Source organism: Pseudomonas sp. B21-028 (assembly GCF_024749045.1).
Taxonomy (GTDB): Bacteria; Pseudomonadota; Gammaproteobacteria; order Pseudomonadales; family Pseudomonadaceae; genus Aquipseudomonas.
Window position 1 is genome coordinate 3,296,432 of record NZ_CP087184.1, and the last position, 20,474, is coordinate 3,316,905.

Sequence of the window (20,474 nt, forward strand, 5' to 3'; positions counted from 1 at the left end):
AAACTTAATGATTACGTTCTCCGATCTCGAACTGGTCACGGCAATTTCCGTTTCCGGCTCATTGAGCGAAGCTGCTCGCAAGCTGAGGGTCACCACGGCAGCCCTTTCGATGAGATTGCGAAAACTCGAAGCGGAATTGGGCATGAAGCTCGCCAGCCGAGACTCCAGGCGCTTGGTATTGACCGAGGATGGAGAACGCATGGCCGAGGAAGGACGACGGTTACTGCTGGCGTTGGAGGAGCTGTCGGACTCAATGGTGGCTGACGACGAGCGCCTTCAAGGAGTGATCCGCCTATCCGCACCGTTCGGCTTTGGACGATTGCGTTTAGCTCCCTTGCTGGCAAGGTTTGCAAAGCTGCACCCTAAACTGAGAATCGAGCTTGACCTGCGAGAAACCCCTTGGCCAGATCGAAGCAATTGCGATGCGGTCATCCATATTGGCTCCATCAGCGACAGCTCATGGACTGCTCAAGTGCTGGCATCCAATGAGCGATGGTTGTGTGCCAGCCCGTCCTATCTGAAAGAGAATGGAATCCCGATAGCGCCTGAAAACCTCGCGTCTCATCGGTGTATTTGTATTCGTGAGAATGACGAACACGCGACGTACTGGCACCTTCGCAGGGCAAACGAGAGCAAGTCTCTGCGAGTCTATCCGAGCATGGTCAGCAATGATGGTGGCGTGGCGCGCAGATGGGCCGAGCAGGATCTTGGTTTGGTTCTGCGTTCGCAATGGGACGTGGTTGATTCGATTGCCCAGGGAAGACTGATCCGCGTGCTGGTGGACTGGGAGTTTGAGACTGCGCCGATTCTTTTGCTGATCCCGACCAGAAAAAACAGATCCCGTAAAATACAGGCTCTTGCTTCTTTCCTGAGTGAATCATTCAAAACGAAAGGCACTGAAAAAAGCCGTTCGTAGGCTGTTATCGTATTCTCATTGAAACCTTTTATTTTTGCTGGATATCTTCACTATGAAGAAAACTACACCCGAGCAACAGGCGCTGATCAGTCAACTGGAGCAAATTGCGGAAGGCTTGAGCCAGACCTTCAGCCCATTTTGCGAAGTGGTACTGCACGATCTGCGAGATCCCGAGCACGCAATACTGGCCATTCATAATAATCTTTCTGGCCGGGAGACCGGACACCCCGCTACGGAGTTGGGACTTGCCCGGATCGCCGATCCAGCCTACCCCCAGATCATTGCCAACTATCCCAATCAATTTAAGGATGGTCGCCAGGCCAAAAGCACCTCGATTGGAATCAAGGATTCCACCGGACGGTATGTGGCCGCGCTCTGCATGAACATTGATCTCACCCTGTTTAGAGGCCTACAGGGCATGCTGGATCAGTTCGGATCCTTCAGCGGCGATCGTCCGCATGAGTCGCTCGAGTCGAGCGGTGCAGAAACGATTCGGGCGCGCATTGATCAGTTTGCTGCACGGCTATCCACTTCTCCACGTGCCCTGAAGGCTGGCGACCGGCGAGTATTGCTTCAGGAATTGAAGGAGTCTGGCCTCCTGGATATCAGAAAGGCCATGGAAACGGTGGCTTCACACCTCGGCGTATCTCGCGCAACGGTGTATAGCGATACGAGGTGATCCTGAGCGATGGCAGCATCATCGATCGTCTCAAAATGCTCGCACTGGACGTGACCTCAGCGCTTCAAGCTGTATTGGTCACCCGTGCGACAGCCTCGATTTCAACCAGATAGCCATGGTGCAGCTCTGGCACCGGTACAACCGCACGAGCTGGGCGGTGGCTGCCCAACATTTCAGAGTAGATCCGGTCAAAGGCCGGCCAGTGTTTCACGCCTGCTACGTACACGGTGACTTTGACCAGATCGGAGGCCTCGCAGCCTGCGGCATGCAGAATGGCCAGTAGGTTGTTGAGTGCAACTTGTGCCTGTTCGGTGAATGACGCCTCAATGTTGTGAGTACCGTCCGGACTAACGGGAAGCTGGCCGGAGATGTAGAGCGAGCCTTGGTGAACAACCGCTTGCGAGTAGTGACCGGCCGGTTGCGAAGCCGCATGGGTGCTAATAATTTTCATAAGTGACCTTGTATAGAGTGGAGCCGACGCTGCAGGCGATGCCCACGGCGTCAGCTCTTGGATGTATCAATGAGCGTTTGTGAAAGCCGCTTGAACCTTGCCAGGCTCGGTGACGCCACTGGCGATAAGCAGTTGAGCGAGGATTCGCGACTTCTGTGGGTTTAGATCCATGGAGGCCACAAAGCCGCTTTTGGTGTCATCCACTTCGACGTTGCGGTTGACATAACCTTTGCTCACCCGAGTCGAGCGGACAACGACAATTCCCTGCGCTGCGGCTTTTTCGAGGGCCGCGAGGGCCTGCTTCGAAGTGTTGCCATCGCCCTTGCCAGCCAGAACGATGCCCTTGGCTTTGTCTTCAATGGCGTGCTCAATTTGCTTGGCATCCATGTTGGCGTGGCTGTAAATGATGTCGACACGTGGCAGAGCCGCGCCCTGAGGCAGTGCCAGCGGAGGAGTGCGACGCGTATCAAGCGGCTGGACATAGCGCACCTGCCCCATGTCCACATAGCCCAGAGAGCCCAGGTTGGGAGACTGCATCGTTTGAACGCTGGTGCTGTTGGTTTTGGTAACGCCACGCGCTCCGTCGATTTGGTCGTTCATCACAACCAGGACGCCGCGGCCTTTCGATTGTTTGTCCGTTGCCACCTGAACCGCTTCATAGATATTGGCCGGGCCGTCGGCGCTCAAACCGGTGGCCGGCCGCATCGAGCCGACCAAAACGACGGGCTTGTCGGTCTTCAGCACCAGATCCAGGAAAAAGGCGGTCTCCTCCATGGTGTCCGTCCCATGGGTAATCACCACGGCGTCTGCTTCGTTCTTATCGAAGGCCTGCTGAATACGGTTAGCAAGCTTGAACCAGATTTCATCGTTCATGTCCTGCGAGCCGATTGAGGCGATCTGCTCTGCGGAGATAGAAGCCAAATCCCCCAGTCCGGAAACAGCGGCCACCAATTGCTGAGGGCCAATAGCACCGGCATTGTAGGCACCGGTGCCACGATTATCGGCGGAGCCTGCGATAGTTCCACCCGTTGCAAGTAACAGAACACGTGGCAATGCCACTTGTTGATGATTCGAACTCATGGTTTTTTCCTGGGCGAGCGCAGACGGAACACCAACGGTTAAGCCTGCCAGAATCGAGAGCATAAACCCCGCCAAAAGCTTACGACTGAAATTATGGCGGCTATTGAAGCTCAGGGAGTTAATAGTCATTTTCTCGCGTCTCTTATTGTTGTCAGAACTCTGTATTAATTAAACAGCTTGAGGACTTTGTTCAGCATTGATTGCTGTTTCAACGTCCTCAATTTCATTACCGTGTCGTCCGATGACAGCTGTTGCGACACCGCAGCCGAAAACGTTGGTGGCAGTGCGTCCCATGTCCAGGATGGGGTCAACGGCGAGGATGAGAAGCAGGCCTGCTTCCGGAAGGCCGATCATCGGCAGTCCCGCGGCCAGCACGACCAGAGAGCCTCGCGCAACACCCGCAGTACCTTTGCTGATAACCAGCAGGGTCAACAGCACCATGATCTGGTGGAAGAATGTCATTTCGATGTTGTACGCCTGGGCGATGAACATCACGATGAAGGCTTGGTACATCATCGAGCCGTCCAGGTTGAATGAGTAACCCAACGGCAGGACGAAGCTGCTTACGCGTTTGTTGGCGCCGAACTTGTCCATGGCGGCAATGGTTTTCGGATACGCGGCTTCGCTGCTCGCCGTGGAGAAAGCGATCAGGACTGGCTCACGCATATGCTTGAACAGGTCTTTGATGCGTGGGCCGAGGGCCAGGTAGCCGGCAAGCGTGATCAACGACCAAAGCAGTGCCAGGCCCAGGAAATACTGCCCCACCATCTTGCCAAAGGTCACAACCATTTCCAGACCATGCACGGTGATGGTCGCAGCGATGGCTGCAAATACAGCCAGTGGGGCCACATACATCACGTAGTCGGTGACCCTGAACATGACATTGGCCAGTTCTTCGAGCATGTCCACGATGATGGACTTGCCTTTGCCCTTGACGAACGCCAATGCGGAGCCGAAGAACAGTGAGAACACAACGATCTGCAGCACTTCGTTCGTACCCATTGCCTCAATAATGCTTCGAGGGAAGACATGGGTGAGGAAGATCGGCAGGCTGAAGCCGGAAGTGTTCAAGCCCGTGTTCACGGCTTCACCGCTCACAGCCAGATTCAGACCGACCCCTGGCTGAAAGATATTGGCGAACAGCAAACCGATGGACAGGGACACCAGAGAGGCGATCAGGAACCAGGTGATGGCTTTAAAGCCGACACGCCCCATCGAACCGTTCCCTGACATGCTGGCGACGCCGGTCACCAGGGTGGCAAGCACCAAGGGTGCGATAACCATTTTGATCAGACGTAAAAACACGTCAGTGACCAGATTCAGGTATCCGGAAATTTCTTTTGCGGCCGCAGCATCCAGCTGACTGTGGAGCGTGCCTCCCAGGACTACGCCGAAAATCATCGCGATAACTATCGCTTTAACGAGAAGGCGGCTTTTCATGTGCACCTCTTTTTATAGTGGCCTGATTTTTGGCCATATTGTCTGGGCTAAATGTATGTTCATTGGATTTCGGCAAGACGCTGCCGTCAGGCGCTGTTGAGCGCCTGATTTTTTCAGTAACTAAGCTGGCTATTTCTTAGAGCTGGAGAAACGTTCCAAGCTTGTCGATATCAATGTTACCGCCGGTAATAATGACGCCGACTCGTTTGCCCTGGAGCTCATCCTTGAGTTTTCTTACTGCGGCAAGGCCAAGGCATCCAGTGGGCTCGACCACAATTTTCATACGCTGAACAAAGAACTTCATTGCGGCAATCAATTCTTCGTCAGTGACCGTTACAATTCGGTTCACACCGTTCAAAATAATTGGAAAAGTGTAGTGACCAAGATGCTGGGTTTGAGCGCCATCGGCGATGGTGTCCGGGGTGTCGATGTGAACAATCTCGCCTGAATTGAAAGATCGTTGTCCGTCGTTACCTGCTTCAGGTTCAACGCCGATCAGAGTGCATTCAGGTGCCAGTGCGCGCGTCGACAAGGTGGTTCCCGACAGCATGCCGCCGCCGCCCAGGCCTACGAACAAGACGTCCAGTTGACCGACGCTTTCAAACAGTTCCTTGGCGGCAGTACCCTGGCCGGACAGAACGTCTGGATGATCGTAGGACGGGATCAGCGTCATGCCATGCTTGGCGGCCAGCGCCCGCCCGATAGCCTCGCGGTCTTCGGTGTAACGGTCGTAGAACACTATTTCGGCTCCATAGCCTCTGGTAGCCGCGACCTTGGCTGCAGGAGCATCTGTTGGCATAACGATGGTGGCCGGGATCTGCAACAGTTTGGCCGCCAAAGCGATGCCTTGCGCGTGGTTCCCCGAAGAGAACGCTACAACACCACCGCGACGTTGCTCTTCGCTGAATTTAGCGAGCGAGTTGTATGCCCCCCGGAATTTGAAAGAGCCAGTACGTTGATAGTTTTCACATTTGAAAAATACCTTCGCACCCACTTCCTCATCGATCGTACGCGAGGTCAGAACAGGCGTGACGTTGGCTGCTCCCTCAAGCCGGATAGCCGCGTCGACTACGTCTTGATAAGTTGGCAGAGTGATTTGCATAGCAAAATGTCCTCAAAGAATTACCACGGCCAGAAACCGGCCGTTTTGGACCCGGGCACGCCCTGTTTCGCGATACCACCGGATTTGATTCCAAAGATGCCACCCGTGCTAGGCGCTTCGCGTACGGCAAAGAGGATCTGCTCGGGGTCCCTGTCCAGCAGTTTCAGCATTTCGATCTTGGACATTTTTATGCGCCTGGCACGACAGCTTTCTCAGACACAATATCCAGAACTGGACAATCTGTAAAGTTGCGATGCAACCGTTTGTCAAATTAGAACAGGCTTGTATAGGTATAGGGGGTATTCCTATCATGCGCATCACCTGGACAGGAGATATCCAATGGGTCATGTCGCAGCAAACAAAGACGATCTTCTCAAACGTGTAAAACGGATCGCCGGACAAATCCAGGCCATTGAGCGGGCGTTGGTATCGGATCTTGACTGCGCCAAAACCCTGCATCTCGTTGCCGCCACTCGCGGAGCCATCAACGGTTTGATGGAGGAAATCATCGAGGATCACGCGCGGGCGCATGTCGCCAACCCTGCACTCAGCGAAGAAGAGCGCAGCCAGGGCGTCGAAGAGCTGCTTGAAGCCATCCGTCGTTACGCCAAGTGAACGTATCCAGGTACACGCACATGAGCAACACCACTACCTACGCACACGATCACCTGTTCCTGGGCCCGGACCACGACGAGAATGCCAGGCGTACGCTTTGGGTGGTGGCACTGACCGTTGTGATGATGGTCGGCGAGATCACCGCCGGGTATATCACAGGCTCGATGGCATTGCTGGCCGATGGTTTCCACATGGCAACTCACGCCGGCGCATTGGGCATCGCGGCAATCGCGTACGGATACGCCAAACGCCACGCCTCCAGCCAGCGCTACAGTTTCGGTACCGGAAAGGTTGGCGATCTGGGCGGGTTCGCTTCGGCACTGATTCTCGGCATGGTTTCCCTGGGCATTGGCGTCGAGTCCGTCATCCGCCTCTTGCAGCCTACGGAAGTCCAGTTCGGCACCGCTACGCTCATCGCGGTGGCGGGTTTGATCGTCAACATCGTCAGTGCCCTGCTGCTGGGGCACGGGCACAGCCATGATCACGACCACGACCACCATCATGATCATGGTCATGCTCACCATGGAAACGACAACAATCTGAGATCGGCCTACGTCCACGTCATCGCCGACGCGCTGACTTCAGTTCTGGCGATCGCTGCGCTGCTCGCCGGTCGCTATCTGGGTTGGGTATGGCTGGACCCGCTCATGGGCATCGTCGGCGCCATCGTAATCGCGCGTTGGGCCTGGACCTTGATGGGCGTCACCGCAGGTGTATTGCTGGATCAAACAGATATGCACATTGCCGAGGAAATCCGCGAACTGGTTGAAAAACCCGGGGATGCCAGCATCACGGACTTGCACGTCTGGCGGGTTGGACCGCAAGCCCATGCGGCCATCGTCAGCGTACTCGGGGAAGCCACTGCGAACACCGACAGCATCCGTGAACGTCTCAAACCGGTTCACGAAATCAGCCATCTGACGGTCGAGTTTCGACCTGTCTGATATTCAGGCCCCCTCCTCCATCAACTCCAAAGGAACTTGCAATGCCTCCAGGGCAACGGGAAATGGCGCGGATCGAACGCCGGTTGATTACCACGCTGACTGAAGCGTGCGAAACAGCAAAAAGTGAAATCCAAGGCTTTACCTGGCTCACCCACACTGCCGACTTGAACGCGTTGACCAAAACCCTGAAGGTGACCTGGGTGTTCGAAACCCTCGCTGACAGACAGCAGGCCCAGGTTGATGCGAAGGCTCGCATCCTTGAGCTGACGGCCATCGCGTTGAAAGAGGCCGGCATTGATCTGAGCTTGTCAGATCGCAATGTCCGTCTTGACTCCGAGGAAGAATGCCAGCGCAGTCATGACGGCGATTGGCAAAAGCGTCTGGCTAGAGGTGATTGACGATGGCCAAGGAAATCGAAAATCCGTGCATCTCGTTATGCCAACTGAAGGGTGATTTGTGTGTCAGTTGTGGACGGAGCAAGGAAGACATCAGAAAGTGGAAACGCATGAAGCGGCCTGAAAAAATGGCTGCGGTGCAAAGGGCGAATATGCGGTTGAAGGGGCTGAAATTTTGAAGAAGCGCCATCCTATAACCCGCTACCCACAAACCAGCCACGCTCCTACCTCTCCACGCACTACCCCAACACAATACTCTTCGCCTCCAGAAACCCCTCCAACCCAAACACTCCAAACTCCCGCCCAACCCCGGACTGCTTGACTCCGCCAAACGGCGCCAGCAGCTCCGGTGTGATTCTGTTGATCAGCACCGAGCCCGCCTGCAGCCGGCTCGTCAGGCTTCGGGCGCGGTCCGCTTGGCGGGAAAACACGTAGGCCTGCAGACCGTAGGGAGTGGCATTGGCGATGTCGATCATCTGCTCCTCCGAGTCATACGCGATGATCGACAGCACCGGGCCGAAAATTTCCTCTTGTGCGATGGCCATGTCATTGCTGACATCGGCAAACACGGTGGGCCTGACGAAATAGCCTTGCTCGAAGCCAGCCGGTCTGCCCTCCCCGCCAATGACCAGCGTTGCACCTTGGGCCTGTCCGCGGCGGATGTAGCCCTGCACGCGGTCGAACTGGGCCTGGTTGACCAGCGGTCCGATGACGGTGGACGGGTCCTGCGGATGGCCGACGACCATGGCCTCGACCAGTTTCTTTATCCGTTCGATGATGCCTTTGGCGTGCGCGCGCGATACGAGCAGGCGCGTGCCGGCGACGCAGGCCTGGCCGTTGTTCATGAACGCCGCGTTCAGGGCCAGGGGGATGGCCGTGTCGAGGTCGGCATCATCGAGGACGATAGACGCCGACTTCCCGGTGAGCGACAGACTCACGCGTTTCATGGTCTCGATACCGGCGCGAGCGATCAGCTTCCCGGTGGCGGTGGATCCGGTGAATGAAATCTTGGCGACCTGCGGGTTGGTGCTGATTTCATCACCGACGTCACTGCCGCGTCCCAGCAGGATGTTGAACACGCCATTCGGCAAACCGGCGCCATGCAATGCGCGGGCAAGCACGTCGGTCTGCAAGGGGCTCAACTCGCTCGGCTTGATGACCGATGCGCAACCGGCGGCGATGGCCGATGCCAGTTTGCTGCAGATCGTCCCGGCGGTGCTGTTCCAGGGGGCGATCAGTGCCGACACGCCGACCGGTTCCATCATCACGGTGGCGTCGCCGATCGAGCGAACCAGGTCGTACTCCTCCAATACCTGCGCCGCGTTGGCAAATGATTGCGAAGCATAACGACTGACCCATTGGGCACGGGCAAGCGGCGCGCCGTACTCCTCGATGGCGGTATCGCGGATCTCGTTCGTGCTCGCCAGCACAGCGGCCTGCAGGCGTTTGAGCATTTCGATACGCTCAGCCTTGGAAGTACGATTCATCGCGGCTTGCGCACGGGCCGCCGCGGCGATGGCGCGGCGGGCGTCATCGCGATCAGCCAGGGTGACCGTTCCGATGACCGTCTCGGTCGCCGGGTTGATGCATTCCACCGTTTCATTTCCATGGACGGGAACGAAGGCTCCATCAATGTAACTGTGATCGATTTTCCACATCGCGGCGTACCTGATTGATTGCGGTTTTTGCGAGATGAAGCGCCAACGCCCGGGATGCCCAGGCGTGTGCAATGGCAGCGCTGCGGTTCAACCCGGCATGGACTCACGGCTGAAGGCCTGCACCTCTTGCACCAGGCCTTGTGCGGCCAGCATCACCAGTTGCCGGCCTTTTTCCGCAGAGGCTTGCGCCGGGTCCGAACCCATGCGGCCATCCGGATGACGGGCGCGGAAATCGGCGGCCTCCCGGATCGGGCCCCAGTTGGCGATCTGTGGCGAGTAGTCAGCGGATTTGATGGCGTGGGGATAGGCCCACTGGGTGACGGCAATTTCCGAAGGCGTTGCATGAATACCGTGACCGGTGGGGAACTGCTCCCGCGCCAGCTCATTGACCCCCTCCAGATCCCACCAATTGCACAGCTTCAAGGCGAAACCCGCCGGGCGACGGGCGAAACTCGCCTCGGCGTACAGTTCCGAGAACGCCGCTTCAATCGAGGCGATATTGCCGCCATGGCCATTGAGGAACAGTATCTTTTCAAACCCATGGGCAGCCAGCGAGCGTACCCAGTCACCGATGGCGGCGATGAACGTCGAAGGCCTGAGCGAGATCGTTCCGGGAAACCCAAGGTGATGCTGCGCCATGCCGATGTTGAAGGTCGGGGCAATCAGAATGTCCGCGGCCTGCTGCGCCTGGTGGGCGATGATTTCAGGGCACATCCAGTCCGTCCCCAGCAATCCGGTAGGCCCATGCTGCTCGTTGGAACCGATCGGGATGACCACGGTACGGCTGCGCTGGAGAAATGTTTCGATTTCGGCCCAGGTCGATAGATGTAAAAGCATCTGCGTTCTCTCTTTGGAAAGGTTCCTTGCGGAACACGATGGGTGTGACGTTCAAAGCACCTGTTCAACTTGCACGGGATTCAAGACCCGGTCGCGACGCGCCAGCGGTTTGCTTGCGATGATCACCAACGCGGCGCAGAGAAACACGCAACCGACCGCGACGATGCCAGGGTTCATGCTCGCCGTTGATGTCTTCGCCCAGCCGATCACCGCTGGCCCCCAGAATCCGCCGCACAGGCCGATGGTGTTGATCAGGGCGATACCTCCCGCTGCTGCTTCGCCTTTGATCAATTCGGAGGGCATCGCCCACAAGACTGTGTAGGCCATGAACATCATGGCGATCGCCAGCGTCAGCAGAACCATTGATAGCACCAGGTTCCCATCGGCAGAAGGATACAAAAGTATCAGTACCGCCCCGACGGCTGCCGGGACCGCGCAGTGGTAGCGACGTTCGCCAAAGCGGTCGGAGCGGCGTCCGATCCAGTACATGCCGGCGCCCGCTGCGACGTAGGGGATGGCGGCGTACCAGCCCAACTGCATCATGTCGTGGACACCTTGGGCCTTGAGGATTGCCGGCAGCCAGAAGCTCATGGCATAGATAGAAAAGATGATGCAGAAGTAGGCGCTCGCCAGGATGTAGATCCTGCGATCGCGCAACACCGCCCGGAACGAATGCGCGCCGCCTGGGGCAGTTCCCAGCTCGCGCTGGAGCATTTGCTTTTCCTCGCTGCTCAGCCAGCGAGCTTCCGCCGGGTGGTTGCACAGGTAGAAATAGGCAAACACACCGAGCAGGACGCAGGGCAAGCCCTCAATCAGGAACATCCATTGCCACCCGGCAAGCCCACCCATGCCTTCGAAGGTGGTGATCAGCCAGGCCGAAAGCGGCCCACCGATAATGCCGCCAGCGGGACCGGCGATGAATACGATCGCGATGGCCCGGGCCATGCGCTTGGGGCCGTACCAGCAGGACAGGTAATAGATCATCCCCGGGGCGAAACCGGCTTCGAAGACCCCCAGCAGAAAGCGCATGGCGTAAAACATCGGCACGTTGCGCACGAACAGCATGCACGCCGAGGTGATGCCCCATAGCACCAGGATGCGACTGAAGGTCTTTCGCGCCCCCACGCGGGGCAGCATCAGGTTGCTGGGCAGTTCGAACAGGACATAGCCCAGGAAGAACACCCCTGCCCCGACACCATAAGCCGCATCGGACAGCCCGAGGTCGTTTTGCATCTGCAACTTGGCGAAGCCGACATTGATTCGGTCCAGGTAGGCGAAAACGTAGCAAACGAACAGAAGTGGCAACAGGCGCCAATTGAGCTTGCGGTACAACGTTGAAAGGGCTGAGCTGGGTACCGGATTCACGATGGTCGACATGGGAGTCTCCAATTTTTCTTGTTGCTCTGACGTGTCGGAGATGTTGCGCCGACGGCATGAATAGCAGCAAGAGCAACTATGTTCGTGTAACGTTGCTCCATGAGCAACGCAAAATCGGAAGGACACCAGCCATGCGCGAGATCAACCAGCAACGCCTGCGGTATTTTCATGAGGTGCTGACCCACGGCTCGATCCGTGGCGCGGCGGACAGCATCAACACCTCCCCCTCGGTGATTACCCGCCAGATCAAGTTGCTGGAAGAGGAATTGGGTACCCGGTTGTTCGAACGCCAGGCCCGGGGCGTCCAGCCCACCGAGGCTGCCGCGCACCTGCTGGAGTTCTGGCGCGGCTATCGATCACATCAGGAGAAGCTCGAAGACCAGCTCCAGGCCATCAAGGGGCTGCAGCAGGGACACGTGCGGGTCGTCATCAGCGAAGGCTACGTCGATACCCTGGTGGACCATGTGCTCGCGCCGTTCTGCAAACAGTATCCCAAGCTCGATGTCAGACTGGACATACTGCCCGTGGACGATGTCCTGAACGAAATCGCGGAAAATCGCGCGCACATCGGCCTGGCCTATAACCCGCCGCCCCACGCTCACATCGATTACCGAGCGACGTCCCGGCAGCCCGTCATGCTGCTGGTTCGCCCGGACCATCCGCTGGCCTTGCAAGGGACAATGGCAACCGTCGCCGACTTGCTCGACTGCCAACTAGTGCTGACGCCGCCGACCTTCGGTATCGGTCACGCGCTGAAGATGCTCGAGTACGCCGAGAAGATCGAAATCCGTCCGGCGCTGGTCAGCAACTCCTTGGCGGCCCTCAAGCGCCTGGTCGCGAGCGGCGAGTTTGCCTCGCTGTTGGGCGAAGTGGCGGCCTATCGGGAAATTGCCCAAGGCAGTCTCGCGGCAGTGGCCGTCGACCATCCACTGTTCCTGGGAGTCGAGGCGAAACTGCTGGTGAAGTCCGGACGCCCGCTGGCGGCCCCTGCCCAGGAATTGCTGAACTGGATGTTGCAACGGTTGCCGATGTTCGCTTCCGGCAACCCTGCACAAGCACTCGGTTCAGCCGTATGAAACCTGCGACTCGGCCCCAGCGAGCCTGAACTCCGACCGCACCGCCTGGACGACACCGCTGATGACATCCGCCACCAGCAACCGTCCCTTCTCTGCGCTCGACCCCAGCGCGGAGGACAGCACGCCGCTGGCCGGCACCCATTCGGTTCGGGTCGGGTACATGTCGTAGACCGGGAACTCGGCCGGTCCGTGGTCAGGGATCTGGTCCAGGCACACCAGTTGCGGGTGGTAATGCAGCATCATCGACGTCTCGATGACCGCTGCGTGCTCCAGTGCGATGCCCGGAAAACCGTTCGGAAAGATCTTGTCGAGGGTCTGTGCTTTGACGAACTCCCAGTGCTCCAGGCGCATGACCTCCAGTCCGGCCTCGGGCCCGATATCGCGCATCGCCAGCTCGATACCTTCGGTCACGAACCATTGGTTTTCATAGTGACCGATCACCAGGACCAGGCGCTTTACGCCATGGCGATGAAACTCGCGCACAGCATCGCGGACCATGGCGATCAGCGTCGCGCCATCCACGCTGGTGGTGCCGCAGAAGTGCTGCCCGCCTCCACACTTGGGCTGGGATTTATAGCCGTAGGACAAGGCCGGGGCGACCACGCCGTCGATCTCGCGAGCCACGTCTTCACTGATTGCACTGGCGAGCAAGGCGTCGGTACCCAAGGGCAGATGGGGGCCGTGCTGCTCCGTGGCGCCGATGGGCAGCAAGACCACTGCACCTGATTGCACCCGGCGCTCATAGTCCACCCAACTGATGTTATCCATCCGGACAGGGTTCATGGTTTTTCTCCTGTGTCGTTGCAAAGCGGCCAAGCCTGGACGCTAGGCTCTGTACGAACCTAGTGGCGCCCAGGCGAAACCGGTGATGCCGTGCGGATTTATGCCCGTGGCGGATACCAGGACTCCGGCTCCGGATAGTCCCAGTCGGCAGGAAAGGCGTAGGTTTCGAAGACCGTGGTGGTGTTGGTCTCGGTGCCGAAGAACGCGAAGTGATTCACGCCCATCCAGGAACCGGACTGCACGCATTTGAAACCACGTCGCTGCAGTTCAGTGATGCGTTCCTCGAACGGGATGTTGTTGCAGTCATAGGCAACGTGCTGGATCCCTTCGCCGTGCGCCTCCAGGAAGTCGGCGAAAATCGTTGGCCCGGATACCGGCTCCATCAACTCCCAGACCATGTTTCCGGACTGGGCGAAGCAGACTTTCAGCACAAAGTCGGCCGGTTCACCGTGGTACGTCTGGTTCCGGGTGTTCTCCGGGCTGAAGGTGTACACCCGCCATGGGCCGATCCCCAGCTTGAGCAAGCCGTCCATGGTGCGTTTATGGTCCCGGGTCACGATCGCGATCTCCACGACATTACCCAGGAAGGCATCGATCTCGGCACCGCCGTTCAATGCCGCCAGCACATTGGTTTGTTCAAGATGAGACATTTGCAATAACCTCTTTAATGATAAATCGTTGTACAGCACTACTTAGCCATCACTGACGCATTAATAACTTCGCTGGAGCGCGAGCGATGCAATACGTAATAAATACCGCCGCCTACGCAAAACCCCGCCAACCAGGACAAATCGATTCCACCCAATGCCATCGCAAGAGGACCTTGCAGCGATTGGATGGTGCCTACCTGGAATAACCAGGCCGCCAACACACCCACGGCCAGTGCAAATAAGCCTCTCCAGTTCACGTCGGTGCAGGTACTTTCCAAGTGATGGCAATAAAGCGACTTCACATCGATCCGACCCCGGCGAATCAGGAAGAAATCGACCAGGGTGATACCCGCCCACGGACTGATCCACACCACGAAAAACACCATAAGGTTTTCAAAGGCGTGCACGAACTCGCCGGATTGAAGGAACAGATAGAGGATGAACAGCGCCACCAGGCCCGAGACCGTTGAAACCACCCAGCGTGGGACGCGCAGATCCAGGGACAAGGTGGCCAGGGCCGCCGAGTAGATGACCACGATGTTGGTGGCTACCGGCCCATGAAGCAGCACCAGCAGGACCGGCAACGCCATGGTGCCGAAGACGGCAATGATCAGTTGCGCGGGGTCCGAGCCGGCCCCCGCGGAGGCAATCGCCGCGCCCAGGAACGCCAGCCAGACGGTGGGCAGGAACATGCCGAGGAACGTCGAGCGGAACACCTGCCCATCGGACAATTTGCTCTGAGTGAAACGGGTGTAGTCCGAGGCGTATACCAGCCACGAAATGCCCCAGCCGATCCCGATCGCCGTCATCAGACTGCTCATGGCCGAGAGCTTGCCGATGCCCTCGACGGTCGAGCGCTGCCACTGGATATCCACGTGTGTGAAGGCCAGGCCGGTCATCACCACCATGATCAGCAGGATCACCGGCATGGTGTAGCGCTCGAAGCACTTGATGGCGTTGAAACCCCAGGCGGCGATCCCGACCTGCGCGATCATGACGACCAGGGCGATGCCGTACTTGAGCTCCATGCCGCCACTGATGCCGACTCTGTCCAGGGCGGCCACCGCAAGGTCCAGCACGATCCATGTGTTGGTCGCCACCCAGCCCATCGGCATCAGCACTTGCATGAGGGTGGGAAGGTAGGCACCTCGCCGGCCGAACGCCAGCCGGGACAGCACCATCTGCGGCACTCCCGTGCGGTGCCCCATGATGCAGATGCCGCCGAACAAGGCGGCGCCCAACAGATTGCCGACAACGATGACCAGCAGGGTTTCGATCAGGCTCAGGCCCAGCTGGATACCGATGGCACCCAATACCCAGTTGATCGGCGCCACGTTCGCCCCCGCCCAGATCCAGAACTGGTCCAGGGGCGTGGACGTGCGATGGCTATCGGGCACAGGCTCGATACCGAGTGCATCATAGTTGGCCTCGTTGATTAAACTGTTTGCAGATTCGCGACGCGTTGACATTATTATTTTCCTCGCTGACCGGCGACCACCTGTATCGCCCGGATTCATTAAAGCGAGGTCTGCAAGTTTAAGTAATTGACGATAACTAAACCGTCTTTTAGAAAACTTGTCGGGTTGAGTTTTCCTCAAGCGTGCAATGTGAACTATCCATTTCCGGCCTGGAAATAGCGGCTTTTCAAGATGGCGCGAGAAAGAACAATCACTTGTTGAGTTTTATTTGATGTCGTTCAAGTAAATATCAATAGTCGGACGACTGAGCGCCGTGGCCAACTTGTTGCCTTCGCTGAGGTAATTCCACCTCAGGCTTAACAGGAAACATGACATGACCACCCTTCTTCATATTGACGCCAGCGCACGATCCGACCGCTCACTGAGCCGTAAACTGTCCCAGGCCTTTGTCGAGGCCTGGCGTGAGCGCGATGCCAATACCCAAGTCATCAGCCGTGATGTCGGCCGCAATCCACCCCCCTTCGTGACCGAGGCCTGGATTGCCGCGGTCTTTACCCCCGAAGAGCAAATGACGCCGCAAAAATGCGAGGAAATCCGCCTCTCGGACGAGCTGATCGATGAGCTCGACCGCGCCGACGTCATCGTCATCGGCACGCCGATGTACAACTACGGGATGCCGGCCGCACTGAAGTCCTGGTTTGACAAGGTGATCCGAATCGGCAAAACCTTCACCTTCGACCTGGAGCGCGGCGACTACCCACTGGAACCGATCATGAGCGGCAAGAAACTGGTCATCCTGTCGTCCCGAGGCGAATTCGGCTTCGGTCCTGGTGGCGTTCGCGAGACCATGAATCACCTGGACACGCACATCCAGACTTGCGCGCACTACCTGGGCGTGAATGAAACCCATGTGATTTCCATCGATTACCAGGAGTTTGCCGACGCGCGCCATGAAGCCTCCATCGCCAACGCCTTCGACGCCGTTCCGGTGCTGGTCCGGCAGATGATCGAGGAAAGACAACGCCAGGTGTCGGTGGCTTGAGCGCCCAGCACCGTCGCCTAACCGACAAGGAAGAGAACATGATCACCATGCTGCAAACCGCCGAGCGATTGAGGCAGGGCCTGACGACACCCGATGAGTTGGTCGCCTGCGCATTGGCCGCGGCGAGAGAAACGGAGCATGTGTTTATCGCCTTGCTGGAGCAACGCGCTCTCGACGCCGCCAGGGCATCGACCCGGCGCTGGCAACAAGGTACTCCGTTGAGCGCCTTCGACGGCATTCCCTACGCGGTCAAAGACCTGTTGGACGTTGCCGGCAGCCGGACGACGGCCGGCTCCATCACGCGGGTCGACGCTGAGATCGCCCTTGAGGATGCAGCAGTCATCGCCGCCCTCACGGCGCAGGGCATGATCCCGCTGGGGAAAACCAACCTTGCGGAGTTCGCGTATTCCGGCCTGGGCCTGAACCCGCATTTCGGGACGCCTACCTCAAATGTCGTGGTCGATGAAGTCCGCATGCCCGGCGGCTCCTCTTCCGGCTCGGCCATCGCGGTTCAACGAGGTGTCGTCACCAGCGCCATTGGTACGGACACCGCCGGTTCGATTCGCGTCCCGGCGGCGTTCAATGGTCTGGTCGGCTACAAGGCCTCGACGGGTCGTTACAGCCAGCAAGGCGTGCACCCCCTCGCCGTCACGGTCGACAGCCTGGGCGCCTTCGCCCACTGCGTGGCCGACTGCGCCGCGCTGGACAGGGCGATGCGCGGGAGCAACGAAGGGGGCTGCCAGGCTGCGAGGCTTTCGGACCTACGCCTTGTGGTCGACGAAGCTGTGCTATCCGACCCGGCGCTGCAGCCAGCGGTGCGGCAGAACCTTGTCGCCACGATGGAACGGCTACGCGCCGCCGGTGCCCAGGTTGAGTATCGAGCGGTAGCCGCCGTTGCCCGAACCCGTGAACTGATTGCCCATTCGGGCTGGTTGGGCGCGATAGAAGCCTGGCGCCTGCTGGGCCCGGTCGTGGAAAGCCCGCAAGGTGCCCGGATGGACAGACGCGTGTGTGCACGCCTGCGAGCGGCCAAGGGTATCGACTCGGCCACCGAAGCCAGGATCCGACAATCACGGGAAGAGCTGATGGCGGCCATCGAGCATGAGCTCGACGGCGCCTTCCTGGTCATGCCGACGGTCAAGCATGTCGCCCCGCCCATGGCGCCTCTGGAGCAGGACGACGCGCTGTTCGCGGCCGTCAATCTGGAGACCTTGTCGCTCACCATGATCGGCAGCCTGCTGGACATGCCGGGCGTCGCCCTCCCATCCGGCCGGGACAGCCTCGGGCTTGCCACTTCAGTGCTGGTCTCGGCGACGCGAGGTCGCGATGACTCATTGCTCAGTGCGTGTCTGGCCATAGAATCGGCCATGCTCGCGGATGGGCTCAGGTCGTGAGCAAGCGGTGATCTCCTGCCAGGTCATTCAGGGCATTGCCCCTGAATGACCTGGCCTCGTCCAGGAGCCACTCCCTGAACAGCGCCAGGCTGCGCCGCGGGTGGCCATGACTGCTCTCGATCAGATGATAGGTGAACCCCGCCAAGGCCGGACCTTCCAACCGCCGGATCCGCCCGGAACGCAGCTCATCGTCAATCAGCACATCGCTGCACAACAAGGGGCCCAGGCCCCGCTCCAGCGCATGCAGCGCCAGGGTTTCCTCGCTGTACCAGGAAATGCGCAAATCCCCGGCGGCATCGCGCCTGACCCCGGCGAGCCAGGCTGACCACGACGGGGCTTCAAGGGCCTGGTTCTTCCATTTGAACGCCAGCAGCGGTCGATTCGGGAAATCGTTGATCGTTGCATCGCGCTCCACCGGGCAAATGCTCTTGTCCGCGACCGCGATGAACCGGTCTTCGAACAACACCGGCCCGCGCACATCTGCATCGACCGGCCCATAACGAATCGCCAGGTCGACGGTTTCAGCACGCAGATCCACGACTTTTTCCGAGGCGTGGATGGACACCACGATGTTCGGATAGATCTCATTGAATTTCGCCAGGCGCGGCATGAGCCAGCGTTCGGCGAATGCCCGTGTGGTGGACACGTGGATGGCATCGCCCTCCTTTGCTCCGCCCAACAAGGTAAACGCCTGTGCAATCTGGTCGAAGCCCTCGCGCAGCAACGGATAGATCGCCTTCCCGGCAGGCGTGAGGGTCACCATTCGGCCTCTTTCCAGGAGCTTTTGCCCCAGGCCTTCCTCCAACTGGCGCACTTGATGGCTGACCGCGGCGACCGTCACCGAGAGCTCATTCGCCGCGGCGGAAAAACTCTGGTGCCGTGCGACCGCCTCAAACGCTCGCACAGAATTCAGAGGGGGTATTTTGCGCATGGTTTTCTCCGGGCACCCGACGGGGTGCTTGCGAGGTATTCGGTGTCCTGCCGGCAAGCAACAAATGCCGGCAGGCTTGCGGTGCGTCAGAGGATGCAGTAATGCACGTCCTGGGGTCGCATGCCGTTTACTGCGGTAACGTCCTGGGGGCAGGCGGACAGGACCACAATAGCGTCCATTTCCGCTTTGAGGCAGACATATTGTCCTGGCTTGCTGACAGGCTCGGCAAACTCGATGCGTCCATCTTCGTGCACCGGAACGTTCATGAACAGGTTCAAGGGGCTCGGCGTGTCAGGCGCCACCAGGCCGATGGCCTCCAGGGCCAGGAAGAGATTTTCGTTGCAGCTGGCGTGATGGCCGACGACGCCCAGTTGGACATAGCGGGTCGGGTCACAAGCGGCGACCAGGGTGTCGTGGATGCCCGGCGTCGTGTCCTCGACCAGCGTCAGGATCCTGCGGCGCTTGTTGGTCAGCAAGCTGTCCCCTTGCCGTGGGTTGAGTTTCAACCAGAAGGGACGACTGTGCTCCATCGACATGGCCTCCCGCAGGTCGCTCGGGTTGAAGGCCCAGGTATCCACCACTTGTTTGCCATGGGTGTTGATCACCTTGAGGGTCTGCCCCTGGTTCAACCGGAGCGCTACACCCTGCCGGGCTGGCAGGAGGACCCGCTCACCGGGGGGCATCGAAGTCATCGTGTTCATGTCGCGGTTTTCCTCTGCGCTGATGGGCTTGCGATAAAGGAAAACACAGGAGAAAACCGCAAACCAATAATATAAAGTGGCTTCAGTATAAGTTGAATCTATAGGTAAACCCATGCGAATCCGTCAGCTCGAATGCTTCAGAACCTTGATGATTCACGGCACGATGACCCGCGCTGCGGAACTCTTGAATATTTCCCAGCCGGCGATCAGCAGCACCATTGCCAACCTGGAGCATGAAACCGGTCTCAAGTTGTTCGTGCGCAAGGGCGGTCGCCTGCAACCCACTCCCGAGGCCCGCTTGTTCTTCATCGAGGCGGAACGGGCGCTGGAAGCCGTGGAGAAGACCCAGCGCATCGCCAAGGAAATCCGCACGGGCAAACGCGGGCACCTGGCAATCGCTGCCTATGCCAGCATCTCGATCAGTTTGCTGCCACGGCTGATGGCTGAGTTCGCCAGGGAGCGCCCGGGCCTGGAGCTGAAGATCATCACTCGCAATTCCCAGTCCGTTCGCGAGTTGGTCACGACGCAGCAATTCGACCTGGCCATTGCCGAACTGCCCCTCGACTACCCGACGTCCCGCATGGAGGTGATTGCCTATGAGTGCCAGTGCATGATGCCTGTCGATCACCCGCTGGCAGCGTTGGATGCGATTACCCCGGCGGACCTGGATGGCGTGCCGTTCGTTTCACTGTTCAAGGGCGATCCTCTCTACCAGCAATTGGCAATGGCGTTTTCCGCATACGGATCATCCTGGAACGTAGTCGCCGAGACAGAGTTCTTTGCGACGGCCTGCGAACTGGTCCGCTCCGGAATGGGCATCGGGATGGTCGATCCGGTGGTCAGCCGTCCCTTCGCCCGCGACCTGGTCCTGAAACCCTTCAAGCCCGCCATCAAGTACGAGATTGCCTTGCTGCTGCCGACCCAGGAGGAACCCTCGCAACTGGCCCTTGAGTTCGTAAGCTTTCTCAAGCAGCACCTGTGACGT

General features: G+C 58.7%; 23 protein-coding genes. 10 read left to right on the top strand and 13 right to left on the bottom strand.

Features of this window, described 5'->3' with window-relative positions:
- The first annotated feature begins 7 nt into the window (after positions 1 to 7).
- Both LOY35_RS14300 and LOY35_RS14305 read left to right on the top strand, forming a co-directional pair.
- The gene (locus tag LOY35_RS14300) at positions 8 to 916 is read left to right on the top strand and encodes a LysR family transcriptional regulator (RefSeq protein ID WP_258623755.1); all 909 of its coding nucleotides are present in this window, start codon (positions 8 to 10) and stop codon (positions 914 to 916) included.
- A gap of 52 nt (positions 917 to 968) precedes the next feature.
- Positions 969 to 1,595: a transcriptional regulator gene (locus LOY35_RS14305; RefSeq protein ID WP_258623757.1), complete on the top strand. Its 627-nt coding sequence runs from the start codon at positions 969 to 971 to the stop codon at positions 1,593 to 1,595.
- Positions 1,596 to 1,659: 64 nt separating this feature from the next.
- Here the strand turns inward: LOY35_RS14305 and LOY35_RS14310 are convergent, their stop codons facing one another.
- From LOY35_RS14310 to LOY35_RS14330, 5 genes are all read right to left on the bottom strand, one after another.
- Entirely contained in the window at positions 1,660 to 2,046 is a 387-nt protein-coding gene (locus LOY35_RS14310) for a RidA family protein (RefSeq protein WP_258623758.1), read from the bottom strand.
- Between the two features lie 66 nt (positions 2,047 to 2,112).
- Positions 2,113 to 3,255 (bottom strand): asparaginase, encoded by a 1,143-nt coding sequence (locus LOY35_RS14315; RefSeq protein WP_258623762.1) that lies wholly within the window; start codon positions 3,253 to 3,255, stop codon positions 2,113 to 2,115.
- Between the two features lie 39 nt (positions 3,256 to 3,294).
- On the bottom strand, positions 3,295 to 4,566 hold the full coding sequence (locus tag LOY35_RS14320; protein ID WP_258623764.1) for a dicarboxylate/amino acid:cation symporter: 1,272 nt from the start codon (positions 4,564 to 4,566) through the stop codon (positions 3,295 to 3,297).
- A gap of 136 nt (positions 4,567 to 4,702) precedes the next feature.
- Complete coding sequence (locus tag LOY35_RS14325; RefSeq protein WP_258623766.1) at positions 4,703 to 5,668, bottom strand: threo-3-hydroxy-L-aspartate ammonia-lyase; 966 nt, start codon at positions 5,666 to 5,668, stop codon at positions 4,703 to 4,705.
- Between the two features lie 20 nt (positions 5,669 to 5,688).
- A complete protein-coding gene (locus tag LOY35_RS14330; RefSeq protein WP_258623768.1) occupies positions 5,689 to 5,853 on the bottom strand; it encodes a hypothetical protein in 165 nt (54 codons plus the stop codon).
- A gap of 154 nt (positions 5,854 to 6,007) precedes the next feature.
- Between LOY35_RS14330 and LOY35_RS14335 the strand changes: the two genes are divergently transcribed.
- From LOY35_RS14335 to LOY35_RS14350, 4 genes are read left to right on the top strand one after another with little or no spacing between them, the layout of a single operon-like run.
- Positions 6,008 to 6,283, top strand: a complete 276-nt coding sequence (locus LOY35_RS14335) for a metal/formaldehyde-sensitive transcriptional repressor (protein WP_258623770.1) — start codon at positions 6,008 to 6,010, stop codon at positions 6,281 to 6,283.
- Positions 6,284 to 6,303: 20 nt separating this feature from the next.
- Positions 6,304 to 7,227, top strand: a complete 924-nt coding sequence (gene dmeF, locus LOY35_RS14340; RefSeq protein ID WP_258623773.1) for a CDF family Co(II)/Ni(II) efflux transporter DmeF — start codon at positions 6,304 to 6,306, stop codon at positions 7,225 to 7,227.
- A gap of 41 nt (positions 7,228 to 7,268) precedes the next feature.
- Positions 7,269 to 7,625, top strand: a complete 357-nt coding sequence (locus LOY35_RS14345) for a hypothetical protein (RefSeq protein ID WP_258623775.1) — start codon at positions 7,269 to 7,271, stop codon at positions 7,623 to 7,625.
- 2 nt (positions 7,626 to 7,627) lie between these two features.
- Positions 7,628 to 7,801, top strand: a complete 174-nt coding sequence (locus LOY35_RS14350; protein WP_258623776.1) for a DUF1289 domain-containing protein — start codon at positions 7,628 to 7,630, stop codon at positions 7,799 to 7,801.
- Positions 7,802 to 7,861: 60 nt separating this feature from the next.
- Here LOY35_RS14350 and LOY35_RS14355 read toward each other — a convergent pair whose 3' ends face one another.
- The 3 genes from LOY35_RS14355 to LOY35_RS14365 all read right to left on the bottom strand — a co-directional run bounded on the left by LOY35_RS14355 (position 7,862) and on the right by LOY35_RS14365 (position 11,494).
- Positions 7,862 to 9,280: an aldehyde dehydrogenase family protein gene (locus LOY35_RS14355; protein WP_258623779.1), complete on the bottom strand. Its 1,419-nt coding sequence runs from the start codon at positions 9,278 to 9,280 to the stop codon at positions 7,862 to 7,864.
- An 87-nt stretch (positions 9,281 to 9,367) separates the two neighbouring features.
- A complete protein-coding gene (locus LOY35_RS14360; protein ID WP_041023536.1) occupies positions 9,368 to 10,117 on the bottom strand; it encodes a creatininase family protein in 750 nt (249 codons plus the stop codon).
- A gap of 51 nt (positions 10,118 to 10,168) precedes the next feature.
- Positions 10,169 to 11,494 carry an MFS transporter gene (locus tag LOY35_RS14365; RefSeq protein WP_258623782.1) on the bottom strand — a complete coding sequence of 442 codons (1,326 nt, stop codon included), beginning with the start codon at positions 11,492 to 11,494 and terminating at the stop codon, positions 10,169 to 10,171.
- A 131-nt stretch (positions 11,495 to 11,625) separates the two neighbouring features.
- On the opposite strand from LOY35_RS14365, the gene LOY35_RS14370 reads away from it, so the two are divergent.
- Positions 11,626 to 12,570 carry a LysR family transcriptional regulator gene (locus tag LOY35_RS14370; protein ID WP_258623784.1) on the top strand — a complete coding sequence of 315 codons (945 nt, stop codon included), beginning with the start codon at positions 11,626 to 11,628 and terminating at the stop codon, positions 12,568 to 12,570.
- On the opposite strand, the gene LOY35_RS14375 is transcribed toward LOY35_RS14370, so the two are convergent.
- The 3 genes from LOY35_RS14375 to LOY35_RS14385 form a co-directional block, all read right to left on the bottom strand.
- Positions 12,559 to 13,353 carry a creatininase gene (locus LOY35_RS14375; protein ID WP_258623786.1) on the bottom strand — a complete coding sequence of 265 codons (795 nt, stop codon included), beginning with the start codon at positions 13,351 to 13,353 and terminating at the stop codon, positions 12,559 to 12,561. The two genes, LOY35_RS14370 and LOY35_RS14375, sit on opposite strands and share 12 nt — an antisense overlap.
- Positions 13,354 to 13,451: 98 nt before the next feature.
- Positions 13,452 to 14,003: a VOC family protein gene (locus LOY35_RS14380; protein ID WP_258623789.1), complete on the bottom strand. Its 552-nt coding sequence runs from the start codon at positions 14,001 to 14,003 to the stop codon at positions 13,452 to 13,454.
- Positions 14,004 to 14,041: 38 nt separating this feature from the next.
- On the bottom strand, positions 14,042 to 15,472 hold the full coding sequence (locus LOY35_RS14385; RefSeq protein WP_258623790.1) for a cytosine permease: 1,431 nt from the start codon (positions 15,470 to 15,472) through the stop codon (positions 14,042 to 14,044).
- 322 nt (positions 15,473 to 15,794) lie between these two features.
- On the opposite strand from LOY35_RS14385, the gene LOY35_RS14390 reads away from it, so the two are divergent.
- Both LOY35_RS14390 and LOY35_RS14395 read left to right on the top strand, forming a co-directional pair.
- Positions 15,795 to 16,463 (top strand): FMN-dependent NADH-azoreductase, encoded by a 669-nt coding sequence (locus tag LOY35_RS14390; RefSeq protein WP_258623792.1) that lies wholly within the window; start codon positions 15,795 to 15,797, stop codon positions 16,461 to 16,463.
- Positions 16,460 to 17,857 carry an amidase family protein gene (locus tag LOY35_RS14395; RefSeq protein ID WP_258623794.1) on the top strand — a complete coding sequence of 466 codons (1,398 nt, stop codon included), beginning with the start codon at positions 16,460 to 16,462 and terminating at the stop codon, positions 17,855 to 17,857. The genes LOY35_RS14390 and LOY35_RS14395 overlap by 4 nt, the downstream gene beginning before the upstream one ends.
- Here the strand turns inward: LOY35_RS14395 and LOY35_RS14400 are convergent.
- Positions 17,847 to 18,788: a LysR substrate-binding domain-containing protein gene (locus tag LOY35_RS14400; RefSeq protein WP_258623796.1), complete on the bottom strand. Its 942-nt coding sequence runs from the start codon at positions 18,786 to 18,788 to the stop codon at positions 17,847 to 17,849. The two genes, LOY35_RS14395 and LOY35_RS14400, sit on opposite strands and share 11 nt — an antisense overlap.
- Positions 18,789 to 18,874: 86 nt before the next feature.
- Positions 18,875 to 19,489: an urea carboxylase-associated family protein gene (locus LOY35_RS14405; RefSeq protein WP_258623797.1), complete on the bottom strand. Its 615-nt coding sequence runs from the start codon at positions 19,487 to 19,489 to the stop codon at positions 18,875 to 18,877.
- A 112-nt stretch (positions 19,490 to 19,601) separates the two neighbouring features.
- Here LOY35_RS14405 and LOY35_RS14410 point away from each other — a divergent pair, with 112 nt between their 5' ends.
- Positions 19,602 to 20,471 (top strand): LysR substrate-binding domain-containing protein, encoded by an 870-nt coding sequence (locus LOY35_RS14410; RefSeq protein ID WP_258623799.1) that lies wholly within the window; start codon positions 19,602 to 19,604, stop codon positions 20,469 to 20,471.
- Positions 20,472 to 20,474 lie beyond the last annotated feature (3 nt).

Excerpts from the sequence above, each read along its gene's own strand:
- LOY35_RS14300 (WP_258623755.1), top strand. The coding sequence starts at position 8 with ATGATTACGTTCTCCGATCTCGAACTGGTCACGGCAATTTCCGTTTCC.
- LOY35_RS14305 (WP_258623757.1), top strand. The coding sequence starts at position 969 with ATGAAGAAAACTACACCCGAGCAACAGGCGCTGATCAGTCAACTGGAG.
- LOY35_RS14310 (WP_258623758.1), bottom strand. The coding sequence starts at position 2,046 with ATGAAAATTATTAGCACCCATGCGGCTTCGCAACCGGCCGGTCACTAC.
- LOY35_RS14315 (WP_258623762.1), bottom strand. The coding sequence starts at position 3,255 with ATGACTATTAACTCCCTGAGCTTCAATAGCCGCCATAATTTCAGTCGT.
- LOY35_RS14320 (WP_258623764.1), bottom strand. The coding sequence starts at position 4,566 with ATGAAAAGCCGCCTTCTCGTTAAAGCGATAGTTATCGCGATGATTTTC.
- LOY35_RS14325 (WP_258623766.1), bottom strand. The coding sequence starts at position 5,668 with ATGCAAATCACTCTGCCAACTTATCAAGACGTAGTCGACGCGGCTATC.
- LOY35_RS14330 (WP_258623768.1), bottom strand. The coding sequence starts at position 5,853 with ATGTCCAAGATCGAAATGCTGAAACTGCTGGACAGGGACCCCGAGCAG.
- LOY35_RS14335 (WP_258623770.1), top strand. The coding sequence starts at position 6,008 with ATGGGTCATGTCGCAGCAAACAAAGACGATCTTCTCAAACGTGTAAAA.
- dmeF (WP_258623773.1), top strand. The coding sequence starts at position 6,304 with ATGAGCAACACCACTACCTACGCACACGATCACCTGTTCCTGGGCCCG.
- LOY35_RS14345 (WP_258623775.1), top strand. The coding sequence starts at position 7,269 with ATGCCTCCAGGGCAACGGGAAATGGCGCGGATCGAACGCCGGTTGATT.
- LOY35_RS14350 (WP_258623776.1), top strand. The coding sequence starts at position 7,628 with ATGGCCAAGGAAATCGAAAATCCGTGCATCTCGTTATGCCAACTGAAG.
- LOY35_RS14355 (WP_258623779.1), bottom strand. The coding sequence starts at position 9,280 with ATGTGGAAAATCGATCACAGTTACATTGATGGAGCCTTCGTTCCCGTC.
- LOY35_RS14360 (WP_041023536.1), bottom strand. The coding sequence starts at position 10,117 with ATGCTTTTACATCTATCGACCTGGGCCGAAATCGAAACATTTCTCCAG.
- LOY35_RS14365 (WP_258623782.1), bottom strand. The coding sequence starts at position 11,494 with ATGTCGACCATCGTGAATCCGGTACCCAGCTCAGCCCTTTCAACGTTG.
- LOY35_RS14370 (WP_258623784.1), top strand. The coding sequence starts at position 11,626 with ATGCGCGAGATCAACCAGCAACGCCTGCGGTATTTTCATGAGGTGCTG.
- LOY35_RS14375 (WP_258623786.1), bottom strand. The coding sequence starts at position 13,353 with ATGAACCCTGTCCGGATGGATAACATCAGTTGGGTGGACTATGAGCGC.
- LOY35_RS14380 (WP_258623789.1), bottom strand. The coding sequence starts at position 14,003 with ATGTCTCATCTTGAACAAACCAATGTGCTGGCGGCATTGAACGGCGGT.
- LOY35_RS14385 (WP_258623790.1), bottom strand. The coding sequence starts at position 15,472 with ATGTCAACGCGTCGCGAATCTGCAAACAGTTTAATCAACGAGGCCAAC.
- LOY35_RS14390 (WP_258623792.1), top strand. The coding sequence starts at position 15,795 with ATGACCACCCTTCTTCATATTGACGCCAGCGCACGATCCGACCGCTCA.
- LOY35_RS14400 (WP_258623796.1), bottom strand. The coding sequence starts at position 18,788 with ATGCGCAAAATACCCCCTCTGAATTCTGTGCGAGCGTTTGAGGCGGTC.
- LOY35_RS14405 (WP_258623797.1), bottom strand. The coding sequence starts at position 19,489 with ATGAACACGATGACTTCGATGCCCCCCGGTGAGCGGGTCCTCCTGCCA.
- LOY35_RS14410 (WP_258623799.1), top strand. The coding sequence starts at position 19,602 with ATGCGAATCCGTCAGCTCGAATGCTTCAGAACCTTGATGATTCACGGC.